This is a genomic window from Paenalcaligenes niemegkensis (assembly GCF_022230885.1).
Taxonomy (GTDB): domain Bacteria; phylum Pseudomonadota; class Gammaproteobacteria; order Burkholderiales; family Burkholderiaceae_B; genus Paenalcaligenes; species Paenalcaligenes niemegkensis.
Genome location: NZ_JAKGCT010000001.1, coordinates 298,310 through 323,840 on the forward strand (window position 1 = coordinate 298,310; position 25,531 = coordinate 323,840).

The 25,531-nt window shown below is 53.3% G+C and carries 30 protein-coding genes and 1 pseudogene; 19 read left to right on the forward strand and 12 right to left on the reverse strand.

The features are described 5' to 3' along the window. Positions 1-26 precede the first annotated feature (26 nt). Positions 27-890, reverse strand: coding sequence for a DMT family transporter (locus L1889_RS01460; RefSeq protein ID WP_238663557.1), 864 nt, complete (start codon positions 888-890; stop codon positions 27-29). Between the two features lie 153 nt (positions 891-1,043). Between L1889_RS01460 and L1889_RS01465 the strand changes: the two genes are divergently transcribed. Further along, positions 1,044-2,402: an aminotransferase-like domain-containing protein gene (locus tag L1889_RS01465; RefSeq protein WP_238663627.1), complete on the forward strand. Its 1,359-nt coding sequence runs from the start codon at positions 1,044-1,046 to the stop codon at positions 2,400-2,402. Positions 2,403-2,483: 81 nt separating this feature from the next. On the opposite strand, the pseudogene L1889_RS01470 reads toward L1889_RS01465, so the two are convergent. From L1889_RS01470 to L1889_RS01505, 8 genes and pseudogenes are all read right to left on the reverse strand, one after another. Then, positions 2,484-3,058, reverse strand: a pseudogene (locus L1889_RS01470) (adenine phosphoribosyltransferase). 98 nt (positions 3,059-3,156) lie between these two features. Beyond that, entirely contained in the window at positions 3,157-3,414 is a 258-nt protein-coding gene (locus L1889_RS01475; protein WP_372870987.1) for an ATP-binding cassette domain-containing protein, read from the reverse strand. Then, entirely contained in the window at positions 3,366-4,868 is a 1,503-nt protein-coding gene (locus L1889_RS01480; protein WP_505483614.1) for an ATP-binding cassette domain-containing protein, read from the reverse strand. The genes L1889_RS01475 and L1889_RS01480 overlap by 49 nt, the downstream gene beginning before the upstream one ends. Beyond that, positions 4,826-6,625 carry a thiol reductant ABC exporter subunit CydD gene (gene cydD, locus L1889_RS01485; protein WP_238663560.1) on the reverse strand — a complete coding sequence of 600 codons (1,800 nt, stop codon included), beginning with the start codon at positions 6,623-6,625 and terminating at the stop codon, positions 4,826-4,828. The genes L1889_RS01480 and cydD overlap by 43 nt, the downstream gene beginning before the upstream one ends. Before the next feature lie 8 nt (positions 6,626-6,633). Then, positions 6,634-6,777, reverse strand: a complete 144-nt coding sequence (gene cydX, locus L1889_RS01490) for a cytochrome bd-I oxidase subunit CydX (RefSeq protein WP_238663561.1) — start codon at positions 6,775-6,777, stop codon at positions 6,634-6,636. A gap of 16 nt (positions 6,778-6,793) precedes the next feature. Further along, complete coding sequence (cydB, locus tag L1889_RS01495) at positions 6,794-7,948, reverse strand: cytochrome d ubiquinol oxidase subunit II (RefSeq protein WP_238663562.1); 1,155 nt, start codon at positions 7,946-7,948, stop codon at positions 6,794-6,796. Positions 7,949-7,957: 9 nt separating this feature from the next. Further along, on the reverse strand, positions 7,958-9,535 hold the full coding sequence (locus L1889_RS01500) for a cytochrome ubiquinol oxidase subunit I (RefSeq protein ID WP_238663563.1): 1,578 nt from the start codon (positions 9,533-9,535) through the stop codon (positions 7,958-7,960). After that, positions 9,532-10,095 (reverse strand): GbsR/MarR family transcriptional regulator, encoded by a 564-nt coding sequence (locus L1889_RS01505; protein ID WP_238663564.1) that lies wholly within the window; start codon positions 10,093-10,095, stop codon positions 9,532-9,534. Before L1889_RS01505 ends, L1889_RS01500 begins: the two co-directional genes overlap by 4 nt. 166 nt (positions 10,096-10,261) lie before the next feature. Here L1889_RS01505 and L1889_RS01510 point away from each other — a divergent pair, with 166 nt between their 5' ends. From L1889_RS01510 to L1889_RS19010, 11 genes are all read left to right on the forward strand, one after another. Continuing rightward, on the forward strand, positions 10,262-11,248 hold the full coding sequence (locus tag L1889_RS01510) for a KpsF/GutQ family sugar-phosphate isomerase (protein WP_238663565.1): 987 nt from the start codon (positions 10,262-10,264) through the stop codon (positions 11,246-11,248). After that, a complete protein-coding gene (locus L1889_RS01515) occupies positions 11,249-11,851 on the forward strand; it encodes a KdsC family phosphatase (RefSeq protein ID WP_238663566.1) in 603 nt (200 codons plus the stop codon). An 8-nt stretch (positions 11,852-11,859) separates the two neighbouring features. Then, complete coding sequence (lptC, locus tag L1889_RS01520) at positions 11,860-12,468, forward strand: LPS export ABC transporter periplasmic protein LptC (RefSeq protein ID WP_238663567.1); 609 nt, start codon at positions 11,860-11,862, stop codon at positions 12,466-12,468. 10 nt (positions 12,469-12,478) lie between these two features. Beyond that, entirely contained in the window at positions 12,479-13,123 is a 645-nt protein-coding gene (lptA, locus tag L1889_RS01525; RefSeq protein ID WP_238663568.1) for a lipopolysaccharide transport periplasmic protein LptA, read from the forward strand. Positions 13,124-13,132: 9 nt separating this feature from the next. Further along, on the forward strand, positions 13,133-13,909 hold the full coding sequence (gene lptB, locus L1889_RS01530; protein WP_238663569.1) for an LPS export ABC transporter ATP-binding protein: 777 nt from the start codon (positions 13,133-13,135) through the stop codon (positions 13,907-13,909). Positions 13,910-14,061: 152 nt separating this feature from the next. After that, on the forward strand, positions 14,062-14,388 hold the full coding sequence (gene hpf, locus L1889_RS01535; RefSeq protein ID WP_238663570.1) for a ribosome hibernation-promoting factor, HPF/YfiA family: 327 nt from the start codon (positions 14,062-14,064) through the stop codon (positions 14,386-14,388). A 147-nt stretch (positions 14,389-14,535) separates the two neighbouring features. Continuing rightward, positions 14,536-15,024 (forward strand): PTS sugar transporter subunit IIA, encoded by a 489-nt coding sequence (locus L1889_RS01540; RefSeq protein WP_238663571.1) that lies wholly within the window; start codon positions 14,536-14,538, stop codon positions 15,022-15,024. Next, a complete protein-coding gene (hprK, locus tag L1889_RS01545) occupies positions 14,999-15,934 on the forward strand; it encodes an HPr(Ser) kinase/phosphatase (protein ID WP_238663572.1) in 936 nt (311 codons plus the stop codon). Before L1889_RS01540 ends, hprK begins: the two co-directional genes overlap by 26 nt. 53 nt (positions 15,935-15,987) lie before the next feature. Continuing rightward, positions 15,988-16,863, forward strand: a complete 876-nt coding sequence (rapZ, locus tag L1889_RS01550) for an RNase adapter RapZ (RefSeq protein WP_238663573.1) — start codon at positions 15,988-15,990, stop codon at positions 16,861-16,863. 279 nt (positions 16,864-17,142) lie between these two features. Continuing rightward, a complete protein-coding gene (locus L1889_RS19005; protein ID WP_372870994.1) occupies positions 17,143-17,646 on the forward strand; it encodes a septal ring lytic transglycosylase RlpA family protein in 504 nt (167 codons plus the stop codon). After that, positions 17,640-17,903, forward strand: a complete 264-nt coding sequence (locus L1889_RS19010; RefSeq protein WP_238663574.1) for an SPOR domain-containing protein — start codon at positions 17,640-17,642, stop codon at positions 17,901-17,903. The genes L1889_RS19005 and L1889_RS19010 overlap by 7 nt, the downstream gene beginning before the upstream one ends. Before the next feature lie 61 nt (positions 17,904-17,964). On the opposite strand, the gene rsmI is transcribed toward L1889_RS19010, so the two are convergent. Then, positions 17,965-18,897, reverse strand: a complete 933-nt coding sequence (rsmI, locus tag L1889_RS01565; protein WP_238663575.1) for a 16S rRNA (cytidine(1402)-2'-O)-methyltransferase — start codon at positions 18,895-18,897, stop codon at positions 17,965-17,967. Between the two features lie 132 nt (positions 18,898-19,029). Between rsmI and L1889_RS18300 the strand changes: the two genes are divergently transcribed. The 7 genes from L1889_RS18300 (at position 19,030) to L1889_RS01595 (ending at position 23,091) form a co-directional block, all read left to right on the forward strand. Next, positions 19,030-19,248, forward strand: coding sequence for a YraN family protein (locus L1889_RS18300; protein ID WP_257793821.1), 219 nt, complete (start codon positions 19,030-19,032; stop codon positions 19,246-19,248). After that, positions 19,169-19,411: a YraN family protein gene (locus L1889_RS18305; protein WP_257793797.1), complete on the forward strand. Its 243-nt coding sequence runs from the start codon at positions 19,169-19,171 to the stop codon at positions 19,409-19,411. The genes L1889_RS18300 and L1889_RS18305 overlap by 80 nt, the downstream gene beginning before the upstream one ends. 165 nt (positions 19,412-19,576) lie before the next feature. After that, a complete protein-coding gene (locus tag L1889_RS01575) occupies positions 19,577-20,170 on the forward strand; it encodes a phosphoheptose isomerase (protein ID WP_238663576.1) in 594 nt (197 codons plus the stop codon). Beyond that, complete coding sequence (locus tag L1889_RS01580; protein ID WP_238663577.1) at positions 20,167-20,883, forward strand: BON domain-containing protein; 717 nt, start codon at positions 20,167-20,169, stop codon at positions 20,881-20,883. Before L1889_RS01575 ends, L1889_RS01580 begins: the two co-directional genes overlap by 4 nt. Next, positions 20,880-21,362: a peroxiredoxin family protein gene (locus tag L1889_RS01585; RefSeq protein WP_238663578.1), complete on the forward strand. Its 483-nt coding sequence runs from the start codon at positions 20,880-20,882 to the stop codon at positions 21,360-21,362. Before L1889_RS01580 ends, L1889_RS01585 begins: the two co-directional genes overlap by 4 nt. An 82-nt stretch (positions 21,363-21,444) precedes the next feature. Beyond that, a complete protein-coding gene (gene argB, locus L1889_RS01590; protein WP_238663579.1) occupies positions 21,445-22,344 on the forward strand; it encodes an acetylglutamate kinase in 900 nt (299 codons plus the stop codon). Then, complete coding sequence (locus L1889_RS01595; protein WP_238663580.1) at positions 22,345-23,091, forward strand: pyrimidine 5'-nucleotidase; 747 nt, start codon at positions 22,345-22,347, stop codon at positions 23,089-23,091. Here the strand turns inward: L1889_RS01595 and L1889_RS01600 are convergent. Beyond that, a complete protein-coding gene (locus tag L1889_RS01600) occupies positions 23,088-23,840 on the reverse strand; it encodes a HesA/MoeB/ThiF family protein (RefSeq protein WP_238663581.1) in 753 nt (250 codons plus the stop codon). The two genes, L1889_RS01595 and L1889_RS01600, sit on opposite strands and share 4 nt — an antisense overlap. A 78-nt stretch (positions 23,841-23,918) precedes the next feature. Continuing rightward, the gene (locus L1889_RS01605) at positions 23,919-25,364 is read right to left on the reverse strand and encodes a S41 family peptidase (protein WP_308217576.1); all 1,446 of its coding nucleotides are present in this window, start codon (positions 25,362-25,364) and stop codon (positions 23,919-23,921) included. Positions 25,365-25,531 lie beyond the last annotated feature (167 nt).

Here is a 25,531-nt window from a genome sequence, read left to right on the forward strand (position 1 = left end):
CGGCAGTGACGATTCCATGCAGAATATCAGCCAGAGAACTTTTTTGCCCCGGCAACGCAGATCACCGCAGCCAGCGTTACCCCCAGCATCGTCCAGCTCACTGTTTCGTGGAGAAACAGCGATGCCAGTCCGAGCCCCATGAAAGGCTGAAGCAGCTGGAGCTGCCCTACAGCCGCGGTACCGCCCTGTGCCAAGCCCCGATACCAGAACATAAAACCGATAAACATACTGAAAAGCGAAACATAGGCAAAGCCGATCCATGCCGGGGCACCTACATGTTCGAATGATGCTGGCAAAGTCAGCAGCACGATCGGCAACATGATCGGCAGCGACAACAGCAACGCCCAGCTAATGACTTGCCAGCCTCCCAGCTTGCGCGAAAGCCGCGCGCCTTCCGCGTATCCCAGTCCGCACACGACGATAGCAGCCAGCATCAGCACGTTGCCACGTAAGGACGCCTCGATGCCGCTCAGTGCCGCGTAGCCGACAACAAAGGCACTTCCAAGTACAGAGAACAGCCAAAAAGCAGCCTGAGGGCGCTCTCCGTCGCGCAACACGGCGAAAATGGCGGTGCACAGAGGCAGCAAACCCAGGAAGACCAGTGAATGCGCAGAAGTGATATGTTGCAGGGCCAGTGCAGTCAGTAGCGGAAAGCCAACCACAACACCCAGGGCAGTAAGAATGAGAGAAGGAAGATCCGCAAGTTCCGGGCGGCGCTGTCGAAGCAAGATCAGAAGCACCAAGCCCAGCAAACCGGCGATAGTCGCTCTCGCGCTGGTCAGGAACGTCGGATCAAAATCAGCGACTGCTGCACGTGTCGCCGGAAGCGACCCTGCAAAAATAGCCATTCCAATGAAGCCATTCAGCCAACCGTTTGTTGTTTTTCTCATTGTTAAGTCCTTATTGCTAACCGCCAGTAGAGCATTAGAAAGATAGAGCAGCAAGGAACAGTCCAGTACAATTATAAATAACTGTTATGCGAACAATAACAATACAGTGGAGTCAACAACGTGAAGCAAAACACCACGCGAATCAGCACCGTAATGTCAGTCATTCTGTCGCGGATCACATCTCGCATGTACCTGCCAGGGGCTCGCTTACCTTCCGTCCGTGCACAGGCACAGGCCATGAAACTTTCAGTTTCAACGGTGGTTGAAGCTTATGAACGCCTGGCCGCCGAAGGCATCATTAGCTCTCGTCCAGGGTCTGGCTTCTATGTGAACGGACCTGTTGCCCCGCTTGCACTGGCAGAGGTCGGCCCCAAGCTCGACAGAGAAATCGATCCGCTATGGATTTCCCGCCAATCGCTGGAAACAGGCGTCAGCGTACTCAAGCCTGGCTGCGGATGGCTTCCTGCCTCATGGATGTACGAAGCAGGAATGCGCCGGGCCCTGCGCGCACTGGCCAGGGCTAGCACAGCGGAGCTAACCGAGTACTCCACTCCACTGGGGCATCCGGCGTTGCGTCAGTTTCTCGTACGCCGAATGGCGGCTATCGGCATTGACGCGGTTCCCGAACAAATCATGCTTACAGAGTCAGGAACACAGGCGATCGACCTGATCTGCCGTTTCTTTCTGGAGCCAGGCGACACCGTGCTGGTAGACGATCCTTGTTATTTTAATTTCCATGCCTTGCTCAAGGCACATCGCGTGCGGGCGGTAGGTGTGCCCTACACGCCACACGGGCCGGATATAGAAGCATTCGGCGCTGCCCTGAAGGAGCATTCGCCAAGAATCTACATCACTAACTCTGGCGTCCACAACCCTACAGGCGCCGTGCTCTCCCCCGTCATTGCGCATCGGCTATTGAAACTTGCCGACACTGCAGATCTTGTGATCGTCGAGGATGACATCTTTGCTGACTTCGAAATTGATCCCGCCCCCAGGCTCGCTGCTTTCGACGGCTTCACACGCGTGATCCAGATCAGCAGCTTCTCCAAGACGGTTTCGGCTTCGCTGCGATGTGGTTACATTGCGGCACGCCCTGATTGGATCGAAAGTCTGATCGACCTGAAACTCGCGACTAGCTTTGGAGGTGGTCGACTGGCGGCCGACATTGTGCTGAAGGCGCTAACCGACAGCGGATATCGTAAGCATATGGAGGCAATAAGGTTTCGGTTAGCCGAAGCCATGGAGAAAACTATCCCCCGGCTTGAGGCGATTGGCGTGAAACCGTGGCTCGTTCCTCGGGCTGGCATGTTTCTCTGGTGCAGGCTGCCCGAAGGCATCGATGCAACCACCATTGCCCGTTCATGCCTGGAAGACGACGTAGTGCTGGCTCCAGGTAATGCTTTCAGTCAATCATTAAGCGCAAGCGACTACTTGCGCTTCAATGTCGCACAATCTATGAACGATCAGATTTTCAATGTTTTAACACGGGCGCTTTCTAAACAAAGAGTATAGAGAAGACGGACTGAAGGTCATCGATAAAAAAAGCCCTGTCTTCAGCCATATGAACTGGAGACAGGGCTTTTACACTGACCGTCACTGGCCCTGCATGGCCCCCGGATCTGGTAGCGAATGACCGAACTCACAGACCGTATACACCGGCAAGCCCGTGTCAGTAACCGCTTTAGAGCCACCTAGGTCAGGCAGATCGATAATGGCGGCTGCTTCGACGACATTGGCGCCCAGACGCTGCAATAACCGTGACGCTGCCACCATGGTGCCACCCGTGGCAATAAGATCATCAATAAGCAGCACACGCTGCCCCGGGCGTACTGAATCGGTGTGCATTTCGACGGTGGCATTGCCATATTCAAGGGAGTATTCTTCTGCCACCGTTTGAAAAGGCAGCTTGCCTTTTTTCGCACCGGAACAAAGCCCAGATTTAGTTCATAAGCCAGAACTGAACCAACGATAAAACCGCGAGCATCAATCCCGGCCACTAAATCTAGACGTTGACGCATGTAGCGGTAAACGAACAAATCGATGAGAACACGAAAAGCCTGGGGATCTTGTAGAACCGGAGTGATGTCACGGAAGATAACATCGGGTTTAGGCCAATCCGGTACGCTGCGAATCGTGTTGCGAATATATTCGGCGGGATCGGTATGCATGTTGACTTAAATAACCACAAAAATAACCAGAGTGCACTATGCACCATCGGCACGCATGAAGTGTACACAATCTCACCCTGTATAGTGACGGTCGTGTCTTAAAAAGAACGCTGAACAGGCTCCTCAATCAATTGCTCGCCAATGATCTGCATTTCTCGCTGAAATAGCATTGGCGGCACAGGCTCATGGCTTACCATAATAACGGTGCGGTTCTCGGCGAAATGCAAAAGATCATGCAACAAAGCATTGGCCGTGGCTTCATCCAAACCACTGGTTGGTTCATCAAGCAGCCAAAGCGATGCCGACGTCAACAAAATACGCGCCAGGCATAAACGGCGGGCTTGCCCTGTGGACAAGGTGTTACCCCCTCTCCTACCCAGCTGTCAAGACCTTTAGCCAAGGTCTCGACGAAGCTCGCCAGACGCACTCGCTCTAATACGGCCCACAGTTCTTTATCGGTAGCGTCGGGCTTGGCCAGGCACAGGTTATGCCTTATGGTGCCCATGAATACCGTAGAATGCTGGGACAATAACGCAAATTGCTTAAAGCGCTGCTCGGAAGGAACCCTCGCCAGACTGGTTCCGCCGTAGTATATGTCGCCCTGCAACGGAGCAATAACGCCGATTAACGAGTGCAGCAAGGTGGTTTTTCCGGAGCCGCTTAAGCCACGGATAAGCAACCGTTCCCCCTGCTCCAAAACCAAATCGATAGCGCCCACAAGAGGCTCATTGCCATCGTGTCCTATATAAACCTTATTCAGCGTCAGGCTACCTGAGGTCGCCATATCGCAAGGACCTGACTCCGACTCGCTGTCTTGGCCCCGTATGGCGCGAAGGCGTGCTGCTGCTGAGCTGGCAACCCCCAGACTGGCCGCCCCGCGCATTAAAGGGGCCATAATTTCAAACAAGGCCATGGCACCCAATAACAGCCCTACCCATATAGCTGCGCTGAGCTCATGTTCGCTATACACGTGAATGCCTATTACGAGCATCGCAATCACCAGCAGCCCCATACATACCTGCTGAGCCAGATTGCCCAGACTCGCCACTGCTGACATACGCGACTGCTGCGCCGATAGCGCGGCACTTTGTGCCTCAAAGTTATCTTGCACAGCTGTAAAACTGTTGAACACCACGATATCCACGTGTGCAACCATGGCATCATGCAGCAAAGCTCTTAACTCGGATGCAGCACCAGTAATCTGCTGCCCCGCAGAGGATGCGTGGCGTGCTACCCCAAAGGGAATAAGCAATGCCCCCATCAATACACAGGCAAGCACTGCCACACCGGCCCACGGAATATAGCTACCCACCAGGGCCGCATAGATCATCCCACCCATAAGAGCCGTAAACGCAGGCACTACCAGTAACAGGAACACGGAATCCAGCCGCTCGACATCGTTGATCAAGCGTGCCACCAGATCTCCGTCTCTGTAGCGGGCGAGTTCAGCGGGAGGTAAAAGGGACAACTGCTCAAAAGTTTGCGAGCGGATCTCAGCCTGTAGATCCAATGTAACTGTATGACCCGTTATACGCTCGACATAACGCGAGGCTATACGCCACATTGAAAGTCCGCGGACCAAGGCTGAAGGAGCAAACAAATTAAATAACGAAAATGAGCCGGCAAGAAAGGCACCCGTCAAAAACCATCCGGCCACAGTCAGCAGGCCTACACCCGCAAATACGGTGCTGAGCGCCACGAAACCACTGATGACAACACGTCCTTTATGTTGCCGCAGCCAGGGCGCACATAATTGCCACCATAGTTTCATGGCCCCACTCCGTGTAATACCGCGCCTTCCAGATGCCATCGCGACGTCATTTTTCCAGCGACGACCGGATCGTGGGTCGCAATGACCAGCGCCCGATTGTCACAAAAAGCCAAAATCGCATCGAGCACCTGATCCCGAGTCTGCCAATCCAAGTGCGCAGTAGGCTCATCCAGCAACACCAGAGAAGCGTTAGAAAGAAATAGCCTCGCCAAAGCAATGCGATGAATTTGTCCGCCAGAGAAGCCAAAACCGCGATTACCTATCAAGCTCTGTAAACCATCAGGAGTCGAACGTAACAGATCTGCCATTTGCACACGCTCTAAAGCCCACCACAGCTGCTCATCAGTTGCAGACGGCGCTGCCAGCCGCAACGAGTCGGCAACTGTGCCCAGAGCCAGGAATGGCGAAGGACCAATTAGACAAACGCCAGGTAAATGCAAGGACTGGACAGAAGGAGTCGGCTTGCCTGAGGTGTAGAGCGTGATTTCTCCGCTGGTACGTGGACGTAAGCCAACCAGGCTTTCCAGCAAGGTTGTTTTACCACTTCCGCTGGCGCCCACTATAGCTACCGAATCGCCTCGCCGTAATGTTAACGATGTGCTTTCCAGCAAGGTGCTAAAACCACCCGGAGTGCTCAGGCTCAAGTCATCAGCCTTCAGCACGGTGGGCATCAAGCCTGAACGTGAAAAGTCCAGACCACACGGCGCTTCCACGGAGACTTGCTGATTAAGCGGCATGACACTGGAAACAGACGGCTGGGTGGTATGGCTATCGGCAACGACGGGAAGAGTCACAAATAGCTGCTCTAAGCCTTGCACTGCGGCTTTAGCTTGAGCCCGGTCATGATAGCTAGCCGCCAGCTGACGTAAAGGCTGATACACCTCGGGGGCAATGAACAAACAGAACAAGCCATGCTGCAGGGTAAAACCGCTAAAGCCCGCGCCTAGCATCCCAAGGTAGCTTAATCCCATGTAAACAGCCACGCCCGCCACTCCTAAAGCAGCAAACAGCTCCAGCACAGCCGACGAGAGAAAAGCGATACGCAAGACTTTCATTGTGGTCTGCCCGAGCTCGACACTGGCGCGCCGGACAGAAGCCACCTCAGCGCCGGCCTGCCCGAATAGCGTTAAGGTAAACAAGCCTTTGATACGATCGCCAAATACCCCGGATAATCGCAGCAGCGCCCGCTGGTGCTTTTGGTTTGCTGCTTCCGCCCCCCAGCCCACCAACGCCATAAACAAAGGGATAAGAGGCGCTGTGACCAGCAGCAACAATGCAACCACCCAGTCAACACCAAATACCGCAAGAGACAGCAGCAAGGGTAAAAAAACGGCTGCCAAGGCGGCAGCCATATAGCGCTGCAAGTAACCATCCAGGGCCTCGACATGATCCATGACTGCCGTTGCTAATTCCCCCGAGGGATAGCGTTTCGTCCAGGCAGGGCCACGATGGAGTAATTCATGCAATAGCGAACTGCGTAGCCGGTGCTTGACCGTTTCAGCTACGGAGCTTGCACAGCGCTCGCCCGACCATACGACCAGCGCACGCAAAACCAGAATTGCGGCAATAAGCAAAATCGAGTTCAGCAAGACGTCAAGCGATGCTTTGCTGACAATGGCAAGCTGCAAGGTTTGAGCCAAATACCAAGCTTGGGGAATAAACAGCAAGCCTGCCAAAAGCGGTGCCAACAGCGCCCACGCTGCACGCAGCGGTGCCTCACGCCAAGTTTGACGCAGCCATGCTTCCCCCAGGCGGACGAGCGTTTGCTGCCGAAGCAGGCAAACGCGAGAACTCATCCGTTGTATTACTCATCGGCAGCCGAAATTTCGGAGGTCGCCAGCTGATTGTCTTGTTGAGCGCGTACAACGCGGAGTTCGAACCACATTGCATTCAGGATAGAGAATGCACACGCCAGGCCCAACCCTAATATCCACGAAAAATACCACATTGCTAAACCTCGGTCGTTAATAAGAGTGGGAAGAGTCCTCGACTGACTCTGGTGTTACTTTCCCGCCCATTACCTTATATACCCATGATGTATACATCACGATAATAGGAAGAAAGAAGGCTGAAATCAGCAGCATTATCCACAAGGAAAAATGGCTGGCCGAGGCGTCATAGATAGTTAAGCTGGAATTGGGCTGGGTTGACGAAGGAAGCAAGAACGGGAACAACGAAAACCCAAAGGTAAGCACGACGCCGACAACGGAAGCCGACGAGCAGAACACGGCTAGCAATCCACTGCGCCGGCCTACCAGGACAATCGCCAGCAACATACCTGCGACAGCGGTAACAGGTGCCGCCCACATCCACGCATAACTGTCATAATTTGACATCCACCCACCGGCGCTAACGGTTACCGTCTTCGCCAGAGGATTAGAAAAGCTGTGCACCAAAGCGGCGTTCTCAATGGTATAGCCCGGTATCGAAGTTGCTATCCACCAGCCTGCGAGTACGAACAATGCCATGCTCAGCAATCCTGTATAGATAGCCCATCGTTTAGATTTCCTGGCGATTGAACCCTCTGTTTTCCAGCTAAGTACCACCGCTCCCTGAAAGGCCAGCAACAGCACGCTGATGACACCACACAACAGTGGAAACGGCATAAACAAAGCAAAAAAGCTGCCATCATACATAGGGCGCAACGTACTCTGTTCAAAGCCGAAGGGGGCGCCGACAATCACGTTGCCAACTGCAACCCCAAAAACCAAAGCCGCAACAATGCCTGTAGCACACCAGATTGAGTCCCAGCGTGAACGCCAAACAGCCGATGTCATTTTGCTTCGATACTTAATGGCAACAGGCCTTAAGATCAAGGCCACCAGCAGAAGCATCATGGCCAGGTAAAAACCCGAAAAAGCCATCGCATAAAGCAAAGGCCAGGCAGCAAACACCAGTGCACCGGCCACAATCAGCCAGACCTGGTTGCCTTCCCAAACCGGACCAATGACATTAAATAGCACCCGCCGCTCACGGTCATCGTTGGTCACAACCGGCAATAACATGGCAATACCTAAATCGGCCCCGTCCATTACCGCAAATGCCGCCAACAGCACACCCAATAGCAGCCACCAGACCACCCTGAGCGTGTCGTAATCGAGAAGAATTAAAGCGTCCATGAGTTTTCCTTATTCGGCACCCAAAAGGCGGGCTGAAGGTGTTAATGGAACAGCTGGCGCCTCAGCGTCGCTATCTTCGGGACCGCTACGAATGGAATGCAGCATGACTTTCACACCCACCACGGCCAATGCCGCATAAAGTGCCAGGAAAATTGTCAAACTTATCGCCAGGTCTGTAATGCTCAAGCCAGAGGCCGCGTAATACGTAGGCAGAACGCCTTCGATAATCCAGGGCTGACGACCGAACTCGGCCACAAACCAGCCGCACTCAATGGCCACCCAGGGAAGCGGTAGCGTCCAGACGGCGACCTTCAGGAAACGTCTGGAGTAAGTAATACGATCCGTTGTCGCCAAGAAGAAAGCCACAATGAAGAAGGCAATAAAGTACATACCTAAGCCCACCATGACCCTGAAGGTCCAGAATAAGGGGGCAACTTGCGGCACGGTGTCCCAAGCGGCTTTGTCGATGTCGGCATCGGTGGCCTGGCCTATATCACTAAGGTGCTTTTTAAGCAGTAATGCATAGCCTAAGTCGCGCCAATGCTCGTCAAACACAGCCCGTGCCTCGTCATTAGACGTATCTGCGCGCACTTCCTGCAACGCCTCATAAGCCACTAACCCATTGCGGATGCGAACTTTCGCATGATCTACCAGATCGCTAATACCCAGCATCGGCGTGGTTAATGAACGGGTGCCTATTATGCCCATCACCCATGGGATTTCCACTGCCAGACTATTGCTGCGCGAAGCCTGATTGGGAATCGCGAACGCATTGAAGCTGGCAGGCGCCGGCTCGGTTTCCCACATAGCTTCCAGCGACGCAATTTTCATTTGTTGGTGCTCGGTGGTCAAATAACCACTCTCGTCTCCCAATACGACAACCGACAGTGCTGAAGCCAAGCCAAAGCTAGCTGCCACCACCATGGAACGCCGGGCAATCTCGATGTGACGGCCACGCAGAACATACCAGGCGCTAATACCCATTACAAAGACAGCGCCCAGAACATAACCCGCACTAACAGTATGTACAAACTTGGCTTGAGCCACCGGATTGAAAATAACGGCAACAAAATCGTTGAGTTCCATACGCATCGTTTCGGGGTTGAAATAGGCCCCCACCGGATTTTGCATCCAGCCATTTGCAATAAGAATCCACAACGCTGAAAAGTTCGTGCCAATAGCAACCAGCCAGGTGACTATCAAATGGCCCACTTTAGACAACCGGTCCCAGCCAAAAAAGAACAGCCCGACAAAGGTAGCCTCAAGGAAGAAAGCCATTAAACCTTCAATGGCCAGAGGCGCACCGAAGATATCACCTACATAATGGCTGTAATAGGCCCAGTTCATGCCGAACTGAAACTCCATCACGACACCCGTAGCGACACCCAATGCAAAGTTGACCCCGAACAGCTTGCCCCAGAATACGGTCATCCGACGCCACACTTCGTGACCGGTCATGACATACACGCTCTCCATAATGGCTATCAACGCAGCCAGGCCTAAAGTGAGCGGGACAAACAAGAAATGAAACATCGCTGTAAAAGCGAATTGCAATCGAGAAAGCGTGACGACATCCATATCGATCATGACTGGCCTCCGGAACCAACGTTTTTGCGGACTTTACCGACTAAACCCAATACCTTTTGTACTTTAGTGCCCAGTTTCATCAAGCTCTGCAACGTTTCTGGAGGCAAGTCATGGATTTCGTCAAACCAATCCGTGGCTAATTCAATGAGCGCCAACATATCACTAATGCGCTGTTGCTCGTAGGCCTCCCGCTCGCCCTCAGGTTTTTCCATGAGGATACTGCGTAATAGAGTCAGCGTGGGGTCAATCTCTCGTTTACGCTTTTCTTCAACCAGAATATGAAAAATTTCCCAAACATCTTTGGGTGACTCAAAATACTCACGCCTGTCCCCGACCTTATGCACCATTTGCACCAAACGCCAGGACTGCAGCTCCTTCAGACTCATGCTGACATTGGAACGTGAAATTTTCAGGCTATCAGCAATATGCTCGGCATTTAATGGATCAGGCGATAAAAAGAGCAATGCGTATATTTGGCCCACCGTACGATTGACGCCCCAGCGCCCTCCCATTTCGCCAAAATGCAAGACGAAGCGCTCTGCCTGCGGATCAAGATTCATCACAGCCTTCTTTTGTTTCAGTAATTACTGAAATAACAGTAAAAAACAAATCATAACGCTACTGAATGTTTTAGACAAGAAACACCCATAGCCATATACGTCTTGTATCGCCCACTCAATCTCCCAAAGACCAGCTAAAATAAACCATCCCGACTACAATCGAATCATGAAACCGCAAGCCCACACCACCCACGAAGCGCTCGCCTCGGCAGCACGCACCTTTCAGACTGAAATCAGCGCCCTGAATGCTCTGAAAAATCGCCTCGACCACGATTTCGTCGATGTCGTGGAAATGCTACTGAACTGCCAGGGCAGAGTGGTGGTTACCGGTATCGGAAAATCCGGGCATATAGCTCGGAAGATAGCGTCTACGCTGGCGTCAACCGGTACCCCTGCTTTCTTCATGCACGCAGCAGAAGCCCTGCACGGTGATCTGGGCATGATCACTGGTCAAGATATCGTCATCGCTATTTCTTATTCGGGCAAAGCTCAAGAACTGGTAACCATCCTGAATGTAATAAAACGCATGGGGGCACGGCTTATCGCCATTACTGGTCACCCTGATTCAGAATTGGCGCAAAACGCAGACTTGCACCTGAACGCACAGGTCGAATATGAGGCCTGCCCGCTAAACCTCGCTCCTACCGCCAGCACCACGGCGTCACTTGTATTAGGGGATGCCATCGCAGTTGCTTGTCTGGAAGCTCGCGGCTTTAGCCAGGAAGACTTCGCACGCTCTCACCCTGGCGGGGCCCTCGGACGGCAGCTTCTTACCTATGTGCGCGATATTATGCGTAAAGGCAATGCTTTACCCCTTGTGAATGAGCACACACTGGTACCTGAAGCTCTCGCCGAAATGTCAGCCAAAGGCATGGGCATGGCTATCGTCGTAGACCAGAAGCAGCGGCCTATAGGCATCTTTACTGACGGCGATCTACGTCGTCTTATCCGTCGAGAAGGAGACATCCGCAACGTAGAAATACATGAAGGCATGACCCCCAACCCCAGGCATATATCAGCCCATTCCCTCGCCATCGAGGCAGCGGGCACCATGGATGCGAACCGCATCAACCAAATGCTCGTAGTTGGCGAAGATGGCCAGCTGCAGGGGGCCCTGCACATGCACGATCTACTCGCGGCGAAGGTAATATAAATGAGTAATACACTGACACCACAACACCCGGCCGAAGCGCTGCTATTAGCGAAAATCAGTTCCGACGTCCAGAACCGGCTCCGCGATATACGTTTAATGGTTTTTGACGTAGACGGTGTGCTCACCGACGGCAGGCTCTGGTATAACGAACACGGCGAAGTCTTTAAATCGTTTCACGCCCTCGATGGGCATGGCCTGCGGCTGCTTGACGAAAGCGGCATACGCGTTGCCTTGATTACCGGACGCGAAGGCCCTATTGTGGCTCGTCGGGCAGCCGAACTCGGTATTGCGGAAGTTCATCAGGGCGTACGCAATAAAGCCGATGTACTCCACGACATGGCGCAACGTCTGGGACTGGGCTTTTCGGAAATCGGCTATATGGGCGACGATATTATCGATATCACCGCCATGCAGCGCGTGGGCTTTGCTGCCAGTGTGCCCAACGCCCCTACCTACATCTCTCAAATCACCCATTGGGTCTCCAGCAAGCCTGGCGGTTCTGGGGCTGCGCGTGAATGCTGTGACCTGATCCTGGCCAGCCAGCATAAGCTGGGCGCCTTCCTGAACGCAAAACCGCTAAGCACTACTGGTGCCATTCAATAGAGCCTCTCATGCGCGAACGCCTTCCCGCCCTCGTCTCGATTCTGCTGCTAATTGTATTGGTGGGAGGAACATGGTGGGCTGCCGATTACACCCAGCGCGCTATTGAAGTAGACCCGGCGCGTCGTGCCACTCACGAACCCGACTCATGGGCACAGCACTTCACGCTGGTACGCAGCAATGAGCTCGGTATCGCGATTAACCGGCTGGAAGGCGATTACATGCTGCACTATCCCGACGACGACTCCTACGAAATCACTGTCGCTCGCGCTGTAGGCAATCGGGCAAACTCACCTATCACTGTTGCCACCTCGGACACAGCCGTCATGGATCAGGATGGCGCCCGTATCACAATGCAGGGAAACGCCCACGTACATCGCCTGCCCGATGCAGAACGCAAGGCTCTGGACGTTAATAGCGAGATACTGATCGTGTTGCCGGACGAAGATGTGGTCTACACCGATATTCCTGCCGTTGTGGTAAACGGAAATTCGACCATGCGCGGCAAAGGCATGCGCTACGACAACAATACCCGCCAACTTGAAGTTTTCTCGGCCTCAGACGTTAAAATATCCGGCCAGGACCGTCAAGAACGACGAGCCAACTCCTCTAATAATTAAGCCAACTGCCATGAACCTCGCGCCATCTCTATCGACTCTTACGTCACGACTGCCTCGCTCAGGCTGGTCAAAGCTTTGCGTAGTCCTGGCCCTGGGCCTTAGCTGTGCGGGGCTAAGTGCACAATCCACAGAGCCCGAAGTCGAGCCCGACACCTTGATTTTGTCCGATACGCTGCACTACGACGATGTCAAAAAAGAAAGCGTGTTTGAAGGCAACGTCATCATGACCCGTGGCATGCTTATCTTGAATTCCGATCACCTCACCATGCGAGAAGACGCAGAAGGCTTTCAGTACGGCACGGCTACCGTCAGCAAAACTGACCGCGTGCGCGTGCGCCAGGAAAAACCCGAAAAACATGAGGTTGTTAAAGCTGAAGGCTTAAGGGCAGAATACAACAGCAAAACTGACGAGCTCATCATGATCGGCCAAGCCATTATTACTCGTTATGTATGTGGCAAGCCCTTTGACAACATCCAGGGCGATCGGGTCATTTATCATCAAGACACTGACACCTACGAAGCGTTTGGCGGTGCCCAGTCAGCCGCTGCAAACCAGCGGGTCAGATCCGTGGCTCGGCCACGTGCCAAAGCCGACGCCGCCTTAGCCGAGTGTGAAAACAAATCGGGGCAAGCCGCCTCTTCTGCACAACCATAAGCATCACCCATGACCACCAACTCTCACTCTCCCCACCGCACTCAATCTGGCAGTCTTCGTGCTGTAGGCCTAAGTAAAACCTACGGTAAACGCACCGTCGTAAAAGACGTTTCGATCGCGGTCGACAGTGGCGAAGTAGTGGGCCTTCTAGGACCTAACGGCGCTGGAAAAACCACCAGTTTCTACATGATTGTGGGCATTATCCACGCAGATTCGGGCCGCATAGAGATCGACGGCACCCCTATTGCCGGCCTTCCCATGCACAAGCGTGCCCAGCTGGGCCTATCGTATTTGCCTCAGGACGCCTCGGTGTTCAGGCGCCTTACCGTCGAGCAAAACATTCGTGCAGTGCTTGAACTGCAATACGACGAAAACGGCAAGCGCTTCGACTCCGCCAAAATTGCTCAGCACCTGGAACAATTAATTGACGAGCTGCAAATTGCTCACATTCGTAGCAGCACCGCCCTGTCACTGTCTGGCGGCGAACGCCGTCGCGTCGAAATAGCCCGGGCACTGGCGACTCAGCCGCGCTTTATTTTGCTTGATGAGCCTTTTGCCGGCGTTGACCCGATTGCAGTCATCGAAATTCAACGTATTGTGCAGTTTCTGAAATCTCGCAATATCGGCGTGCTCATTACTGACCATAACGTACGTGAAACCCTGGGCATTTGTGATCGCGCCTATATCATCAGCGAAGGCACTGTATTAACCAGCGGACATCCGAACGAAATTATTAACAACGAAGCCGTGCGTAAAGTGTACCTGGGCAAAAACTTCAAAATGTAGAAAGCAAGGCAAGTTTAATTGACGCAAGTCATTCCCAAAAGCCGGGTCTTGGGTATACTGGATGTGTACAAACTGCAGGGAGGGCATCAACGTTTTATACCGTTAATCTCTGCGCATAATTGCGCATCTTGTTCTCACAGGAGAGCCTTCTTATGAACCTGAGCATCACTGGTCACAATCTAGAAGTCACCGCTGCAATGCGTGATTATGTCGAAAGCAAAATTGGCCGTATCGCCAGACATTTTGATAGCGTAGTCGGCATCCAGGTCATACTCTCAGTCGAGCGGGTCAGGCATACTGCTGAAATCACCCTTCGGGTCGCGGGCAAAGATATACATTGTGCCGCCACCGAAGAATCCATGTACGCCGCTATCGATTTGCTGTCCGACAAGGTCGAACGACAGATCGTCAAGACGAAATCCAAAGCATTTAATCATGCTCATGCCCCCCATAAGCGCATGGAAGAAGCCACCCTCTAGCTGCCAAGATGCAGATTTGTCTAGCGTTCTACTGCTACACTAGACATACTGATTAGCCCCGTCTTTATGCGGGGCTTTATTAATTGTCTCGTTTCGTATGTAATGGCGCTTAACCAGCACTCATGCATTCGCCCTATAATAGTCACTATGAATCTATTGTCGCGTATTCTGCCATCCACTAATGTGGTGCTAGATCTGGTCGCAACCAGCAAAAAGCGGGCTTTTGAACAAGCAGGCTTACTCTTTGAAAACCATCACGGCATTGCACGTACCGTGGTTTTTCAAAGCCTGATCTCTCGAGAGCGTTTGGGCTCTACCGCCCTGGGCCACGAGGTCGCGGTTCCTCATGGGCGTATCAAAGATCTCAAAGAGCCGGTAGCTGCGTTTATTCGCCTGGCTGACCCAGTGCGCTTTGACGCCTGCGATGGCCGCACAGCCAGCTTGCTCTTCGTCCTGCTCGTGCCCGAAACCGCCACCCAGGTACACCTGGACTTACTGGCTGAGATCGCACGCCTCATGTCTAACCCCGATCTTCGTCATGCACTTAACACCGAAACCGATCCAGCTGTGGTACACCGCCTGTTGACCGGAACGGCCGAGGCTAAAAACGATGTTAACGATACAAGAGCTGGTTAGCGACAACACCGATCGAGTCACTTTTAAATGGCTTGCCGGAGAACAGGCTGCCACCCACATTATTCTTGATCCAGGTATGGCCTCAGCCGACCTGGTCGGTCACTTAAACCTGATACACCCTGCACGTATTCAGGTTTTCGGCCTTGAAGAGCTCTCGTACTACACACGCTTTGACATCAAGCGGCGCCAACACCATCTTGACGACCTTGCCTTGGGTGGCGTTCCCGCCATCATCGTTGCCAGTGGTGCCGACGCGCCCCCAGACCTCGTCTCTTTTTGCGCCCAGCATCATGTACCGCTGCTGGCAACACCGCTTGATGCCGCTGAACTTATAGACCAGCTACGCATCTATTTAAATAAGCGCCTTGCACCAAAAACCATTTTGCACGGCGTCTTTCTGGATGTCTTGGGCTTAGGCGTATTAATTACCGGCGAGTCTGGACTCGGAAAAAGCGAACTGGCGCTCGAGCTCATCTCACGCGGTCATGGGTTGGTTGCTGATGATGCAGTCGAGGTTTCACGCACGTCCCCTAACGTAATCGAAGGTCAGTGCCCTCCGCTGTTGCAAAATTTACTTGAAGTCCGGGGCTTGGGCTTGCTCGATATTCGTACCATTTTTGGCGAAACCTCAGTACGGCGTAAAATGAACCTGAAGCTTATCGTTCACCTGGTGCGAGCCAATCCCGACAATTTCGAACGTTTGCCCGTGCAAGACCGTACCGAATCAATTTTAGGTGTGGATATACTGCAGGTTATGCTGCAAGTCGCGGCTGGACGCAACCTGGCGGTTCTGGTCGAAGCCGCAGTGCGTAATACCATCCTGAACATTCGTGGCATCGACACCATGGGTGAATTCATCGAGCGACAAGCCTTGGCAATTATGGAAAGCACCCGTCAAGCTAACGAGTAATATTCCCCTGTTATGCTTGAGCGGTCCCATCATCAAGTGGAATCACTGTAACAATGCTAAAAGTAGTCCTTATCACCGGTATATCAGGCTCAGGAAAATCGGTAGCCTTACGTTTACTCGAAGACACTGGTTATACCTGTGTTGATAATCTACCTGTACAGTTTTTAGCGGATTTTGTAAATCGTTCTATCGATACAGGCATCGAACGCGTTGCCATCGCCATTGATGTACGCGCCCCTGGCGACCTTAACACCCTGCCCGAAGCCATTTCCCAAGTTCGTGAAAGCGGTATCGCCCTGCGGGTGATCTTCCTGGATGCCAATGATCACACGTTACGGCAGCGCTACTCCGAGTCTCGCCGCCGCCACCCGCTTACCGACCGCTTACGCTTAGACGGCGTATCGCCGTCCCTGCAGGCATGTATAGATGCCGAGCGGGAAATGCTTTCCGCATTGCGCGAACAAGAGCACGTCATCGACACCTCCGACCTTACCCCAGGTCAGCTACGAGCCTGGGTGCGAGATCTGGTACAGGCAGACCGAGCCCCAGTCGTCCTCACCTTTGAGTCTTTTGCTTATAAACGAGGCGTCCCCGGTGACGCCGATATCATGTTTGATGTGCGCTGTCTGCCAAACCCTCACTATGATGCCGAGCTTCGTCCCATGACCGGCCGTGATGAGCCGGTTGCCAAATGGCTATCGCAGTTCGGCAGTGTAGAAACTATGATCGACGATATCGCCGGGTTTGTTAATCGCTGGTTGCCCTTATACATGCAAGACACTCGAAACTATCTCACTGTAGCCGTTGGCTGCACAGGCGGTAAACACCGCTCTGTTTATGTAGTCGAGCAACTGGCTTTACGATTTGCGAGCCACTCGCCATTACTCGTACGTCACCGAAACCAACCACCTGTGGATATGCCTGCATGATTTGTCGTAAAAACGGGGGTTTATTGCTGCTATTGGCAATCCTCGCCATTCTCGCAGCTTGTACAGCCCCTCCCCAAAGCAGCACCTCATCGGCCGATGGCGGATACTATAAAGACGACGGTCCTGGGATGAGCCCCCAGGCGATTTACACGCCATTCCCAATGCCAGCCCCCGAATTGAAAAACATGCTCCCGCCAACATGCGGCCCTACACCGTACTTGGGAAGCGGTACGTCCCCCAGGCAGGCGAACAGTCATTCAGGCAAACCGGCACAGCATCATGGTATGGAAAAAATTCCATGGCCGCAAGACCGCAAATGGTGAAATCTACGATATGTACGCCATGACGGCAGCACACCCCACTCTGCCTCTTCCTAGCTATGCCAAGGTTACCCGGCCAGGCACAGGGCAATCCGTCGTGGTCCGCATCAATGACCGAGGCCCCTTCCATAGGGCGCGAATCATCGATTTATCCTACGTCGCGGCGGCAAAACTGGGGCTGATCAACTCAGGAAAGGGCTCTGTGGTGGTAGAGGCCATCACCAACGAAGACATACGCAGTGGCCGCTTCCAGGATAGCGCCAGCGCAGCTGTCGTTGATGTCGAACCGCCCCGGTCGGGCCCTGGTCAGGCTGCGCCTGAAGAGGTGCCTGACGCGCTGGAAATGCTGGCTAAAACCCAGCTAGAGAACGCCATGAACGACACTCCCTCATGGAGCAGCGACGCCGATAGCCAGCGCCTGGTAGTTGAAGAAATCGGACCGGCTCCCCGGCCAGCGTGCTGAAACCTATTTCCGGTAGTGGCGTGCCCAGAGTCTATTTGCAGTTTGGGGCCTTCAGCGCTTCTCAGAGCGCCACCGCCCTCGTCGAGCGCATCAACCGCCAAACCCGAGAGGTCGAGTACCGAGACGCCTACATCGAGCCTGCCAATGACCTGTTCAGAGTTCAAATTGGCCCCTACGAAACACGTACTGAAGCCATTAACGCAGCCTTGCGCATTGAACAGGAAACTGGCCTGCAGGCTAGCCTGGCCGTACGTTAAAAACCAGCCAGCATGGCCTGTCTGACCGTAGACCTGCCGACAGTGCAGTGGACGAGGGCAATCAGCCTTTCAAGCTCAATGCATAACTATATAAAACATCGCGTCCTAAACCCGTCGCTTTAACGGCAATCTTCGTCGCGTCACGCACCGAAAGCGTTTCCAGCATGACCCTCATCCAGGCTTGCGTAGCCTCGTCTATCTCGTCACTTTGCTCAGCCTCTACCTGTTCTTCTGAGTGCAAAATCAATACAAACTCGCCTTGGCCATGATGACTATCAGCATCCAGCCAGTTCAACGCATCGCCCAAGGAAACGGTATGAACCTGCTCAAAGCGCTTGCTCAGCTCGCGCGCGATACTGATTGTGCGGTCTGGGCCACACACTTCCAGCAGATCTGCCAGGCTGGCCCTCAGGCGATGCGGCCCTTCGAACATCAGAACAGGACCCTTGAACTGTGACCAGGAGCGCAACCATTTAACACGGGCTGTATGCTTGGGTGGCAAAAATCCGGCAAAGGCAAAAGCAGGATTTTCGTCAGTAGTTACGCCGGTTGCCATCAGGGCTGCAATGACGGCCGAAGCGCCCGGAATGGGCACCACCCTAAAACCGGCCTCGCGCACAGCACGGACCACTCGCGCACCCGGGTCGCTGACGGCAGGAGCCCCCGCATCGGACACCAATGCAACACGCTCGCCTTTCGCCAAGCGCTCAACAATCGCCTGAGCCGCTTTGGCCTCGTTATGACGGTGAGCAGCAATAAGAGGTGTATCTACTCCCCAGGCCTGCAGCAGTGGACGCGTAGAACGTGTATCTTCTGCGGCAATAACATCACAGCGCAACAAGGTTTGCCAGGCTCGCAATCCAAGATCAGCGAGGTTGCCAATCGGTGTCGCCACTACGTACAAGGTGGCAGCCGGCCAGGACTGTCCACCAACACGCTCGGTGAGACGTTTCCATGTCGCCTCGCCCTGTAATTCTGCACTAAGCTCGTTCATACTGCATTTATCCTGTTTATATTATGGAATGCGATGCCGGCCCCACCCAGCCCCCATCAATTAGCACGCTTAGCGCAAATCAAGACGCTAGGCAGGCGCACTCGTGCTAAGAGCTCATCAGGTACCAGCCATATGCACCCGGCTCCCCAGACTTCCCCGTCGCAAGACGTGGGTTTCAAGTACGAAGCCAGAGCCGCCATTTACCTGCAAGACCATGGGTTGCATATACTACAACGCAACGCACGTACTCAGGTCGGTGAAATCGACCTGATTGCCACAGAACGGACTGTACCTGATATTTGTAGAAGTACGTTACCGTGCCAATCACCGCTACGGCGGTGCCTTGGCTAGTGTAAACCGCTCTAAGCAATGGCGAATAATACGCTCGGCGCAAAGCCTGCTGCCGATGCTGGGCAGGCGGTATTTCAGCGGAAAAACGCCGCCTTACCGTTTTGATGTGATCGCTATCGACGACCTTAAGATGCATTGGATTACGAATGCATTTGGCGAGTAAGCGTATTCCGGTGTACATCGCCGGGCGTCAAGTTTATGATTGAACCCTCTCGCACCGAGGCGGTCATACAAATGCTCCGCTTACATTTTGCTGTAATGCAAAAATCGGTAAGCTTCCAGCGCTTGCGCTAACCACTGTTAATTTGAACATGCGATAATCAAGGCTATGGATCTAATCGCCCACATGACAACGCACTTCGACGACTCTGTCGATGCCTTAAAAGCCAGCGCACGTGAACTTGCCGAGCCCCTTACCGCTTCGGTCGAGCTTCTGTTTGCCACGCTCGCCAATAATGGAAAAATTCTCGCTTGCGGCAACGGCGGCTCGGCGGCAGATGCCCAGCACTTTATTGCTGAGCTCGTGGGCCGCTTTGAACGCGACCGCCTTCCCCTGGCCGGTATTGCCCTGAACACCGACACTTCGATTCTTACTGCTGTAGGCAACGATTACGGTTTTGATGCCATTTTCGAACGACAAATCAGTGCTCTGGGGCAAACAGGCGATATTCTGGTCGCTATATCCACCAGTGGTAACTCGGCCAACGTCATACGTGCCATTCAGGTTGCACACGATCGCGACATGGTAGTGATCGCACTAACAGGCAAAGGTGGTGGCGAAATCGCCAAGGTGCTGGCTGACACAGACATCCACCTTTGTGTGCCCCACGATCGAACCATGCGCATTCAAGAGGTTCATATCGTTATGTTGCACGCCATGTGTGATGGTATAGATGCTTTGCTACTCGGAGACACCCTATGAGCTTTACCCTTTTCCCTCATCGCCACGCGGTGGCTGCACTCGCCTTGGCTGGCTTGACAGCGCTGTCTGGGTGCGCTGCTGTTGTCGTGGGCGGCACAGCCGCCACTACCGCGGTGGTAGCTACCGATCGCCGCACCACAGGCGAACAGGTTGAGGACAAAGCCATTATTCTCAAAGCAGGCAGCGAAACCCGCCAAGTTCTTGAAGGCAAGCAAGGCCGAATCAATGTAGAGTCATACGGCGGTCAAGTATTACTGACAGGCGATGTTCCTACCGAACAAGAGAAACAGCAGGCCAACGATCGTGTTTCACGTGTGGAAAAAGTGAAATCCGTGGTTAATCGGCTCCGCGTCGGAGCGCCAACCGAACTCAGCGTACGCAGCAATGACAGCTGGCTCTCTACAAAAGTCATGTCTACGCTCGTCAACACCAAAGATGTGCCAAGCCGCACCATTTCGGTCACCACCGAACGTGGTGTGGTGTATTTGCAAGGCCGGGTAACCCAGGATGAAGGCCAGCGCGCAGCAAAAGCTGTAGCAGGTATCCAGGGCGTTAACGAAGTCGTAAAATTATTCCATTATGTCAGCCCGGAAAGCCTTATAGAACGTCGTGAAGCAGCTGCGGTCAAAGAAGGCAGCAGCACTCCATCTTCATCACCCGAGCAAAGCGCGACAACGCTGGATGATGGCCCTCAGGCTATACCTGTACAATGAACACACTTATAAAATTTATTTTTGTTGGCGTAGTCGGCCTGCTGGCCGCATGCAACAGCAGCTCTAAAGCCCCGGACGTCAGCTTTCATACGCTTGACGGCGATGACATCACGCTGCAGTCGTTAAAAGGCAATGTTGTATTTCTTAAGTTCTGGGCAACCGACTGCACTACCTGCGTAGCTCAAATGCCCGACACCGCGCAATATCACACTGACTATGCCGATAAAGGCCTGTCAGTAATCGCTGTCGCCATGAAACACGACCCCGTTAACTATGTACGCAATTTCACCGAATCACGCCAGTTGCCTTTTACGGTTGCGCTTGATTCCGACGGCTCGGTTGCCAAGGCCTTTGATGATGTCCGCCTGACGCCCACTGCTTTCCTTATCGACAGACAAGGCCATATAGTGCGACGATATGTGGGTAACTACGATAAGCAAACTTTCATCAATACCCTAGAAAAAGCACTCGCCGGTTAACTTAAGCCTTTACGTAACTAAAACCTAACCCCGGGAGCCCAACAGCCCCGGGTTTTGTTTAATCACTACCGACCACTACGCCATGACTACTTCCAGCGACAATCCCAGCGACTCTCCCACTGTCAAAGCCGAAGTGCTCTCCGAAGCACTGCCATATATCCGACGTTTTCACGGCAAGACGGTAGTGATCAAGTACGGCGGTAATGCCATGACTGAAGAGGCTCTGCAACGCAGTTTTGCTCACGACGTAGTATTGCTTAAACTGGTCGGGCTTAAACCCGTTGTCGTCCATGGGGGTGGTCCACAGATTAACCATGCTCTACGCCGAATTGGTAAAGAAGGCACCTTCATTCAAGGCATGCGCGTCACCGATGCAGAAACCATGGAAGTGGTCGAATGGGTACTGGGTGGCCAGGTGCAGCAAGACATCGTCATGATGGTCAATGAGGCAGGCGGCAAAGCGGTAGGCCTGACGGGCAAAGACGGCTGCTTGATCCAGGTCGAGAAAAAGCTGTTAGCAGATGCTGAAAATCCTGGAAAAATGCTTGATATCGGCTTTGTCGGCGATATCAAGCGTATTGAGCCCGCTGTGGTTAAGGCATTACAAGACGACGAATTCATCCCCATCATTTCATCCATCGGCTATGGCGCAGACGGACAAGCCTACAACATCAACGCAGATGTCGTGGCCGGAAAGATTGCAGAAGTCCTGGGTGCCGAAAAACTGGTCATGCTTACCAACACGCCTGGCGTACTTGATAAAAACGGACACTTGCTACGCAAGCTGTCTGCTCAAACCATAGACGAGCTATTTAAAGATGGAACAATTTCAGGCGGAATGCTGCCAAAAATCTCTTCCGCCCTTGAAGCCGCCCGTAACGGAGTAAATTCGGTTCACGTTATCGACGGACGTGTTCCACACTGCCTGCTGCTTGAAATTCTGACGGATCGTGGTGTAGGCACCATGATTAGCTCACACTAAATGCGTGTGCTTGGCCGCTGCCATAACGAAGGGCTGCGGCTGCCTAAATCGTCCGGCCGAACGCCAGAGACCGTCTGGCTCTTTGACCTGGACAACACTCTTCACAACGCGTCTCATGGCATTTTTGCGGCCATTGATTCGCGCATGGCGCTGGCCGTGGCCGAAATGCTGGATGTAGACGCACAAATCGCCGACACACTGCGGTTAAAATACTGGCAGCGTTATGGTGCCACCATGATCGGCTTGCATCGCCACCACAATGTTAGTCCGCATGCATTTCTGCACCGCAGCCACGACTTCGATATTGCCCCGCTTCTTAGCGTGGAAACTGGGCTTAATCAGCAGCTCAAGCGCCTGCCAGGGCGCAAAATCGTATTGACCAATGCGCCCAGTGACTATGCTTCACGCGTAATCAGGCTTGCGGGTATGCATCGTAACTTTGACGGAGTCTGGGCTATTGACCACATGCGGCTGCAAGGCCACTATCGTCCCAAACCATCATTAGGACTGATGCGTCAGGTATTGGCTGCACTGCAAGTTCCTGCGCGGCAGGTAGTGCTGGTAGAAGACACCTTGCGCAATCTCAAGGCAGCCAAGCAGCTAGGTATGCGCACCGTGCATATCTTTAATGCAGGTACCCCTTACTCGGCCATCCATCGGGGCCGCAACCTGTATGTAGACCTGCGAGTAGACAGTATCCAGGAGCTGGCTCAACAAGTCGGTCAGTTGTCGCTTGTGGACAACTAAACGGCGACGCCACAAACCTCACAGCCCGGGTCTTTACGAAAGCGCACGGTATGCCAGTTTGAGTTGAGCGCGTCGAAGCTCAACAGGCGGCCTACCAGCGATTCGCCAAATCCACCCAGCAATTTCAGAGCCTCTGCCGCCTGCATGCAGCCAATCACCCCCACGAGAGGGGCGAAGACTCCAGTAGTGGCGCAACGTAGTTCTTCTACGTCATCAGCCTCAGGGAACAAGCAGCTATAGCATGGGGCTTCCCGATCACGTAAATCGTAAACGCTGATTTGTCCCGCAAACTGTATACCTGCCCCCGACACCAGCGGCTTGGCGAGCTCTACGCAGATACGGTTGATCGCATGACGCGTAGCGAAATTATCCGTGCAATCCAGCACGATATCGGCCGCCTCGACCAAGGGACGCAGGCCGGCATCGTCGAGACGTTCGGTAATAGGGTGTACGGTAACCAGAGGATTAAGCTGATTCAAGCTGTCTTTAGCCGATATTGCCTTAGGCAGGCCTACCCGATCAGTGGTGTGCAATATCTGGCGCTGAAGGTTGCTTAGCTCAACCACATCGTCATCGACGATGCTAAGGGTACCCACCCCAGAGGATGCCAGATAAAAGGCTGCTGGCGACCCCAGGCCGCCAGCGCCGACAATCAGGGCATGCGACGCCACTATTTTTTCTTGAGCTTCGATTCCGAACTCGTTGAGTAACAAGTGACGCGCATAGCGCATTAAGTGCTGATCATTCATGATACGGCCACATCCTAGGGCTGTGCATCCACAGGCACCAGACCCTCGGGTGTAACTTTATAGCGCTCGACCTTGCCCTTAATTACCGGGCTTTTTTTGAGCATCAACTGGTTTAGCAGCGTCTACAGTAGCGGTATCTGTAGTGGGTTCCTCTGCTTTTGCCAGGGTAGGATCAGACTTTTTAACAGGACGTCCTTCGATGAAGTTGACTGCCTGCAACAACTGGAAGTCGTCATCGCCGCCGAACTCAAACATTTTGAGCTCTTCTACGTACTCGGACTCGTCGCTTTGCAATGACTCGTCTTCGAGTCCCGCATTGTGCAAGTGACGCTGCAGATCCGCCTCACGCGGGATACGGAACATATTACCTTGGGCCGTATCATCGACGACAATGTCGGGATCAACACCTGTTACCTGAATGCTACGACCATTAGGAGTGTAGTAGAGCGCCGTCGTTAACTTGATGCCTGAGTCTTCACCCAAGGGCAGCACACTTTGCACGGAGCCCTTGCCGAAGGTTCGGTTACCCATGATAGTGGCGCGCTCGTGATCCTGGAGCGCCCCAGCTACAATTTCAGATGCGGAGGCAGAGCCGGCATTGACCAATACAACTACCGGTACTTTCCTGAGCCACTCTAGCGAGGTCAACCCATCGTTATCGCCATTAAGCTCACTGAGCACCGATGTCATGGATTTGGAAAAATACTCACGGTTTGACGACGGGATACGGCCCTTGGTAGAAACCACCAACTGACCAGGCTCGACAAAGGCCGATGTCACACCAATAGCGCTTTCAAGCAAGCCACCGGGATCATTACGCAAATCAAGCACCAGGCCACGTGGGCTGATACCCGCACTCAGGGTGCGCAACTGACGCACCAAGTCGGCCGCTGTCCGTTCCTGGAACTGGGAAATGCGCACATAGACGATCTCGTTATCCAGATTTTTGCCGCGTACACTTTTTACCTTGATGTGGTCACGAACGATAGTGATTTCCAGAGGTTTGTCGCGGCCAGCACGTAAAATCGTTAAGGTGACAGACGTTTGGGGCTCGCCACGCATTAATTTAATAGCGTCGTTTAACGACATATCTTTGGTCGCTTTACCATCGATATGCGAAATGATATCGCCCGACATCACGCCTGCTTTCGCAGCGGGGGTGTCTTCGATAGGCGAAATCACCTTGGGCCGGCCTTCCTCGCTGCCAATCTCTATACCTAGCCCGCCAAAGCCGCCTTGCGTCATGTTTTCCATTTCTTTAAACGCATCAGCGTCTAAGTAAGCGGAGTGCGGATCAAGGTCGTTAAACATACCCTTAATCGCGTCGTTCACAAGAGACTGATCAGTGACTGGCTCTACGTAACTACTTTTAATAGCGGAAAATACATTGGCAAACTGCTGTAGTTCACGCAAAGGCAATGGTTCGCCACGCTGCGCAGTTGCAGTGAGCGCAAGGCTAAGCAAGACGCCGCCCAACGCACCCAAACCAACTAAACCAATTCCGCGAAGCCTGCGAGTGCTCATGTAAGTCCTATCGAATTAAGTCAGAAAACCGCCACTTAACGCTAAGCAGCACAACAATCCTATTATAGACGGGGACAACATCAGAATGTGATAGCCATTACCCTGAGAAGTACCCCAGACCACAAGGTCTGTTTGTGCATCATAGGCGTAACCACTCGCCGTACACA

What these genes read in the sequence shown, in the direction of transcription:
- L1889_RS01500 (WP_238663563.1), bottom strand. Translation starts at nt 9,535, where the DNA reads ATGATCGATATGGATGTCGTCACGCTTTCTCGATTGCAATTCGCTTTT.
- L1889_RS01540 (WP_238663571.1), top strand. Translation starts at nt 14,536, where the DNA reads ATGAATCTATTGTCGCGTATTCTGCCATCCACTAATGTGGTGCTAGAT.
- L1889_RS01585 (WP_238663578.1), top strand. Translation starts at nt 20,880, where the DNA reads ATGAACACACTTATAAAATTTATTTTTGTTGGCGTAGTCGGCCTGCTG.
- hprK (WP_238663572.1), top strand. Translation starts at nt 14,999, where the DNA reads ATGTTAACGATACAAGAGCTGGTTAGCGACAACACCGATCGAGTCACT.
- L1889_RS01595 (WP_238663580.1), top strand. Translation starts at nt 22,345, where the DNA reads ATGCGTGTGCTTGGCCGCTGCCATAACGAAGGGCTGCGGCTGCCTAAA.
- L1889_RS01605 (WP_308217576.1), bottom strand. Translation starts at nt 25,364, where the DNA reads ATGAGCACTCGCAGGCTTCGCGGAATTGGTTTAGTTGGTTTGGGTGCG.
- L1889_RS01600 (WP_238663581.1), bottom strand. Translation starts at nt 23,840, where the DNA reads ATGAATGATCAGCACTTAATGCGCTATGCGCGTCACTTGTTACTCAAC.
- cydD (WP_238663560.1), bottom strand. Translation starts at nt 6,625, where the DNA reads ATGAGTTCTCGCGTTTGCCTGCTTCGGCAGCAAACGCTCGTCCGCCTG.
- L1889_RS01510 (WP_238663565.1), top strand. Translation starts at nt 10,262, where the DNA reads ATGAAACCGCAAGCCCACACCACCCACGAAGCGCTCGCCTCGGCAGCA.
- L1889_RS01580 (WP_238663577.1), top strand. Translation starts at nt 20,167, where the DNA reads ATGAGCTTTACCCTTTTCCCTCATCGCCACGCGGTGGCTGCACTCGCC.
- L1889_RS01575 (WP_238663576.1), top strand. Translation starts at nt 19,577, where the DNA reads ATGGATCTAATCGCCCACATGACAACGCACTTCGACGACTCTGTCGAT.
- lptC (WP_238663567.1), top strand. Translation starts at nt 11,860, where the DNA reads ATGCGCGAACGCCTTCCCGCCCTCGTCTCGATTCTGCTGCTAATTGTA.
- argB (WP_238663579.1), top strand. Translation starts at nt 21,445, where the DNA reads ATGACTACTTCCAGCGACAATCCCAGCGACTCTCCCACTGTCAAAGCC.
- rsmI (WP_238663575.1), bottom strand. Translation starts at nt 18,897, where the DNA reads ATGAACGAGCTTAGTGCAGAATTACAGGGCGAGGCGACATGGAAACGT.
- cydB (WP_238663562.1), bottom strand. Translation starts at nt 7,948, where the DNA reads ATGGACGCTTTAATTCTTCTCGATTACGACACGCTCAGGGTGGTCTGG.
- lptA (WP_238663568.1), top strand. Translation starts at nt 12,479, where the DNA reads ATGAACCTCGCGCCATCTCTATCGACTCTTACGTCACGACTGCCTCGC.
- cydX (WP_238663561.1), bottom strand. Translation starts at nt 6,777, where the DNA reads ATGTGGTATTTTTCGTGGATATTAGGGTTGGGCCTGGCGTGTGCATTC.
- L1889_RS01460 (WP_238663557.1), bottom strand. Translation starts at nt 890, where the DNA reads ATGAGAAAAACAACAAACGGTTGGCTGAATGGCTTCATTGGAATGGCT.
- L1889_RS01465 (WP_238663627.1), top strand. Translation starts at nt 1,044, where the DNA reads ATGTCAGTCATTCTGTCGCGGATCACATCTCGCATGTACCTGCCAGGG.
- L1889_RS01480 (WP_505483614.1), bottom strand. Translation starts at nt 4,868, where the DNA reads ATGGCATCTGGAAGGCGCGGTATTACACGGAGTGGGGCCATGAAACTA.
- hpf (WP_238663570.1), top strand. Translation starts at nt 14,062, where the DNA reads ATGAACCTGAGCATCACTGGTCACAATCTAGAAGTCACCGCTGCAATG.
- rapZ (WP_238663573.1), top strand. Translation starts at nt 15,988, where the DNA reads ATGCTAAAAGTAGTCCTTATCACCGGTATATCAGGCTCAGGAAAATCG.
- L1889_RS01505 (WP_238663564.1), bottom strand. Translation starts at nt 10,095, where the DNA reads ATGAATCTTGATCCGCAGGCAGAGCGCTTCGTCTTGCATTTTGGCGAA.
- L1889_RS19005 (WP_372870994.1), top strand. Translation starts at nt 17,143, where the DNA reads ATGGTATGGAAAAAATTCCATGGCCGCAAGACCGCAAATGGTGAAATC.
- L1889_RS18300 (WP_257793821.1), top strand. Translation starts at nt 19,030, where the DNA reads ATGCACCCGGCTCCCCAGACTTCCCCGTCGCAAGACGTGGGTTTCAAG.
- L1889_RS01515 (WP_238663566.1), top strand. Translation starts at nt 11,249, where the DNA reads ATGAGTAATACACTGACACCACAACACCCGGCCGAAGCGCTGCTATTA.
- lptB (WP_238663569.1), top strand. Translation starts at nt 13,133, where the DNA reads ATGACCACCAACTCTCACTCTCCCCACCGCACTCAATCTGGCAGTCTT.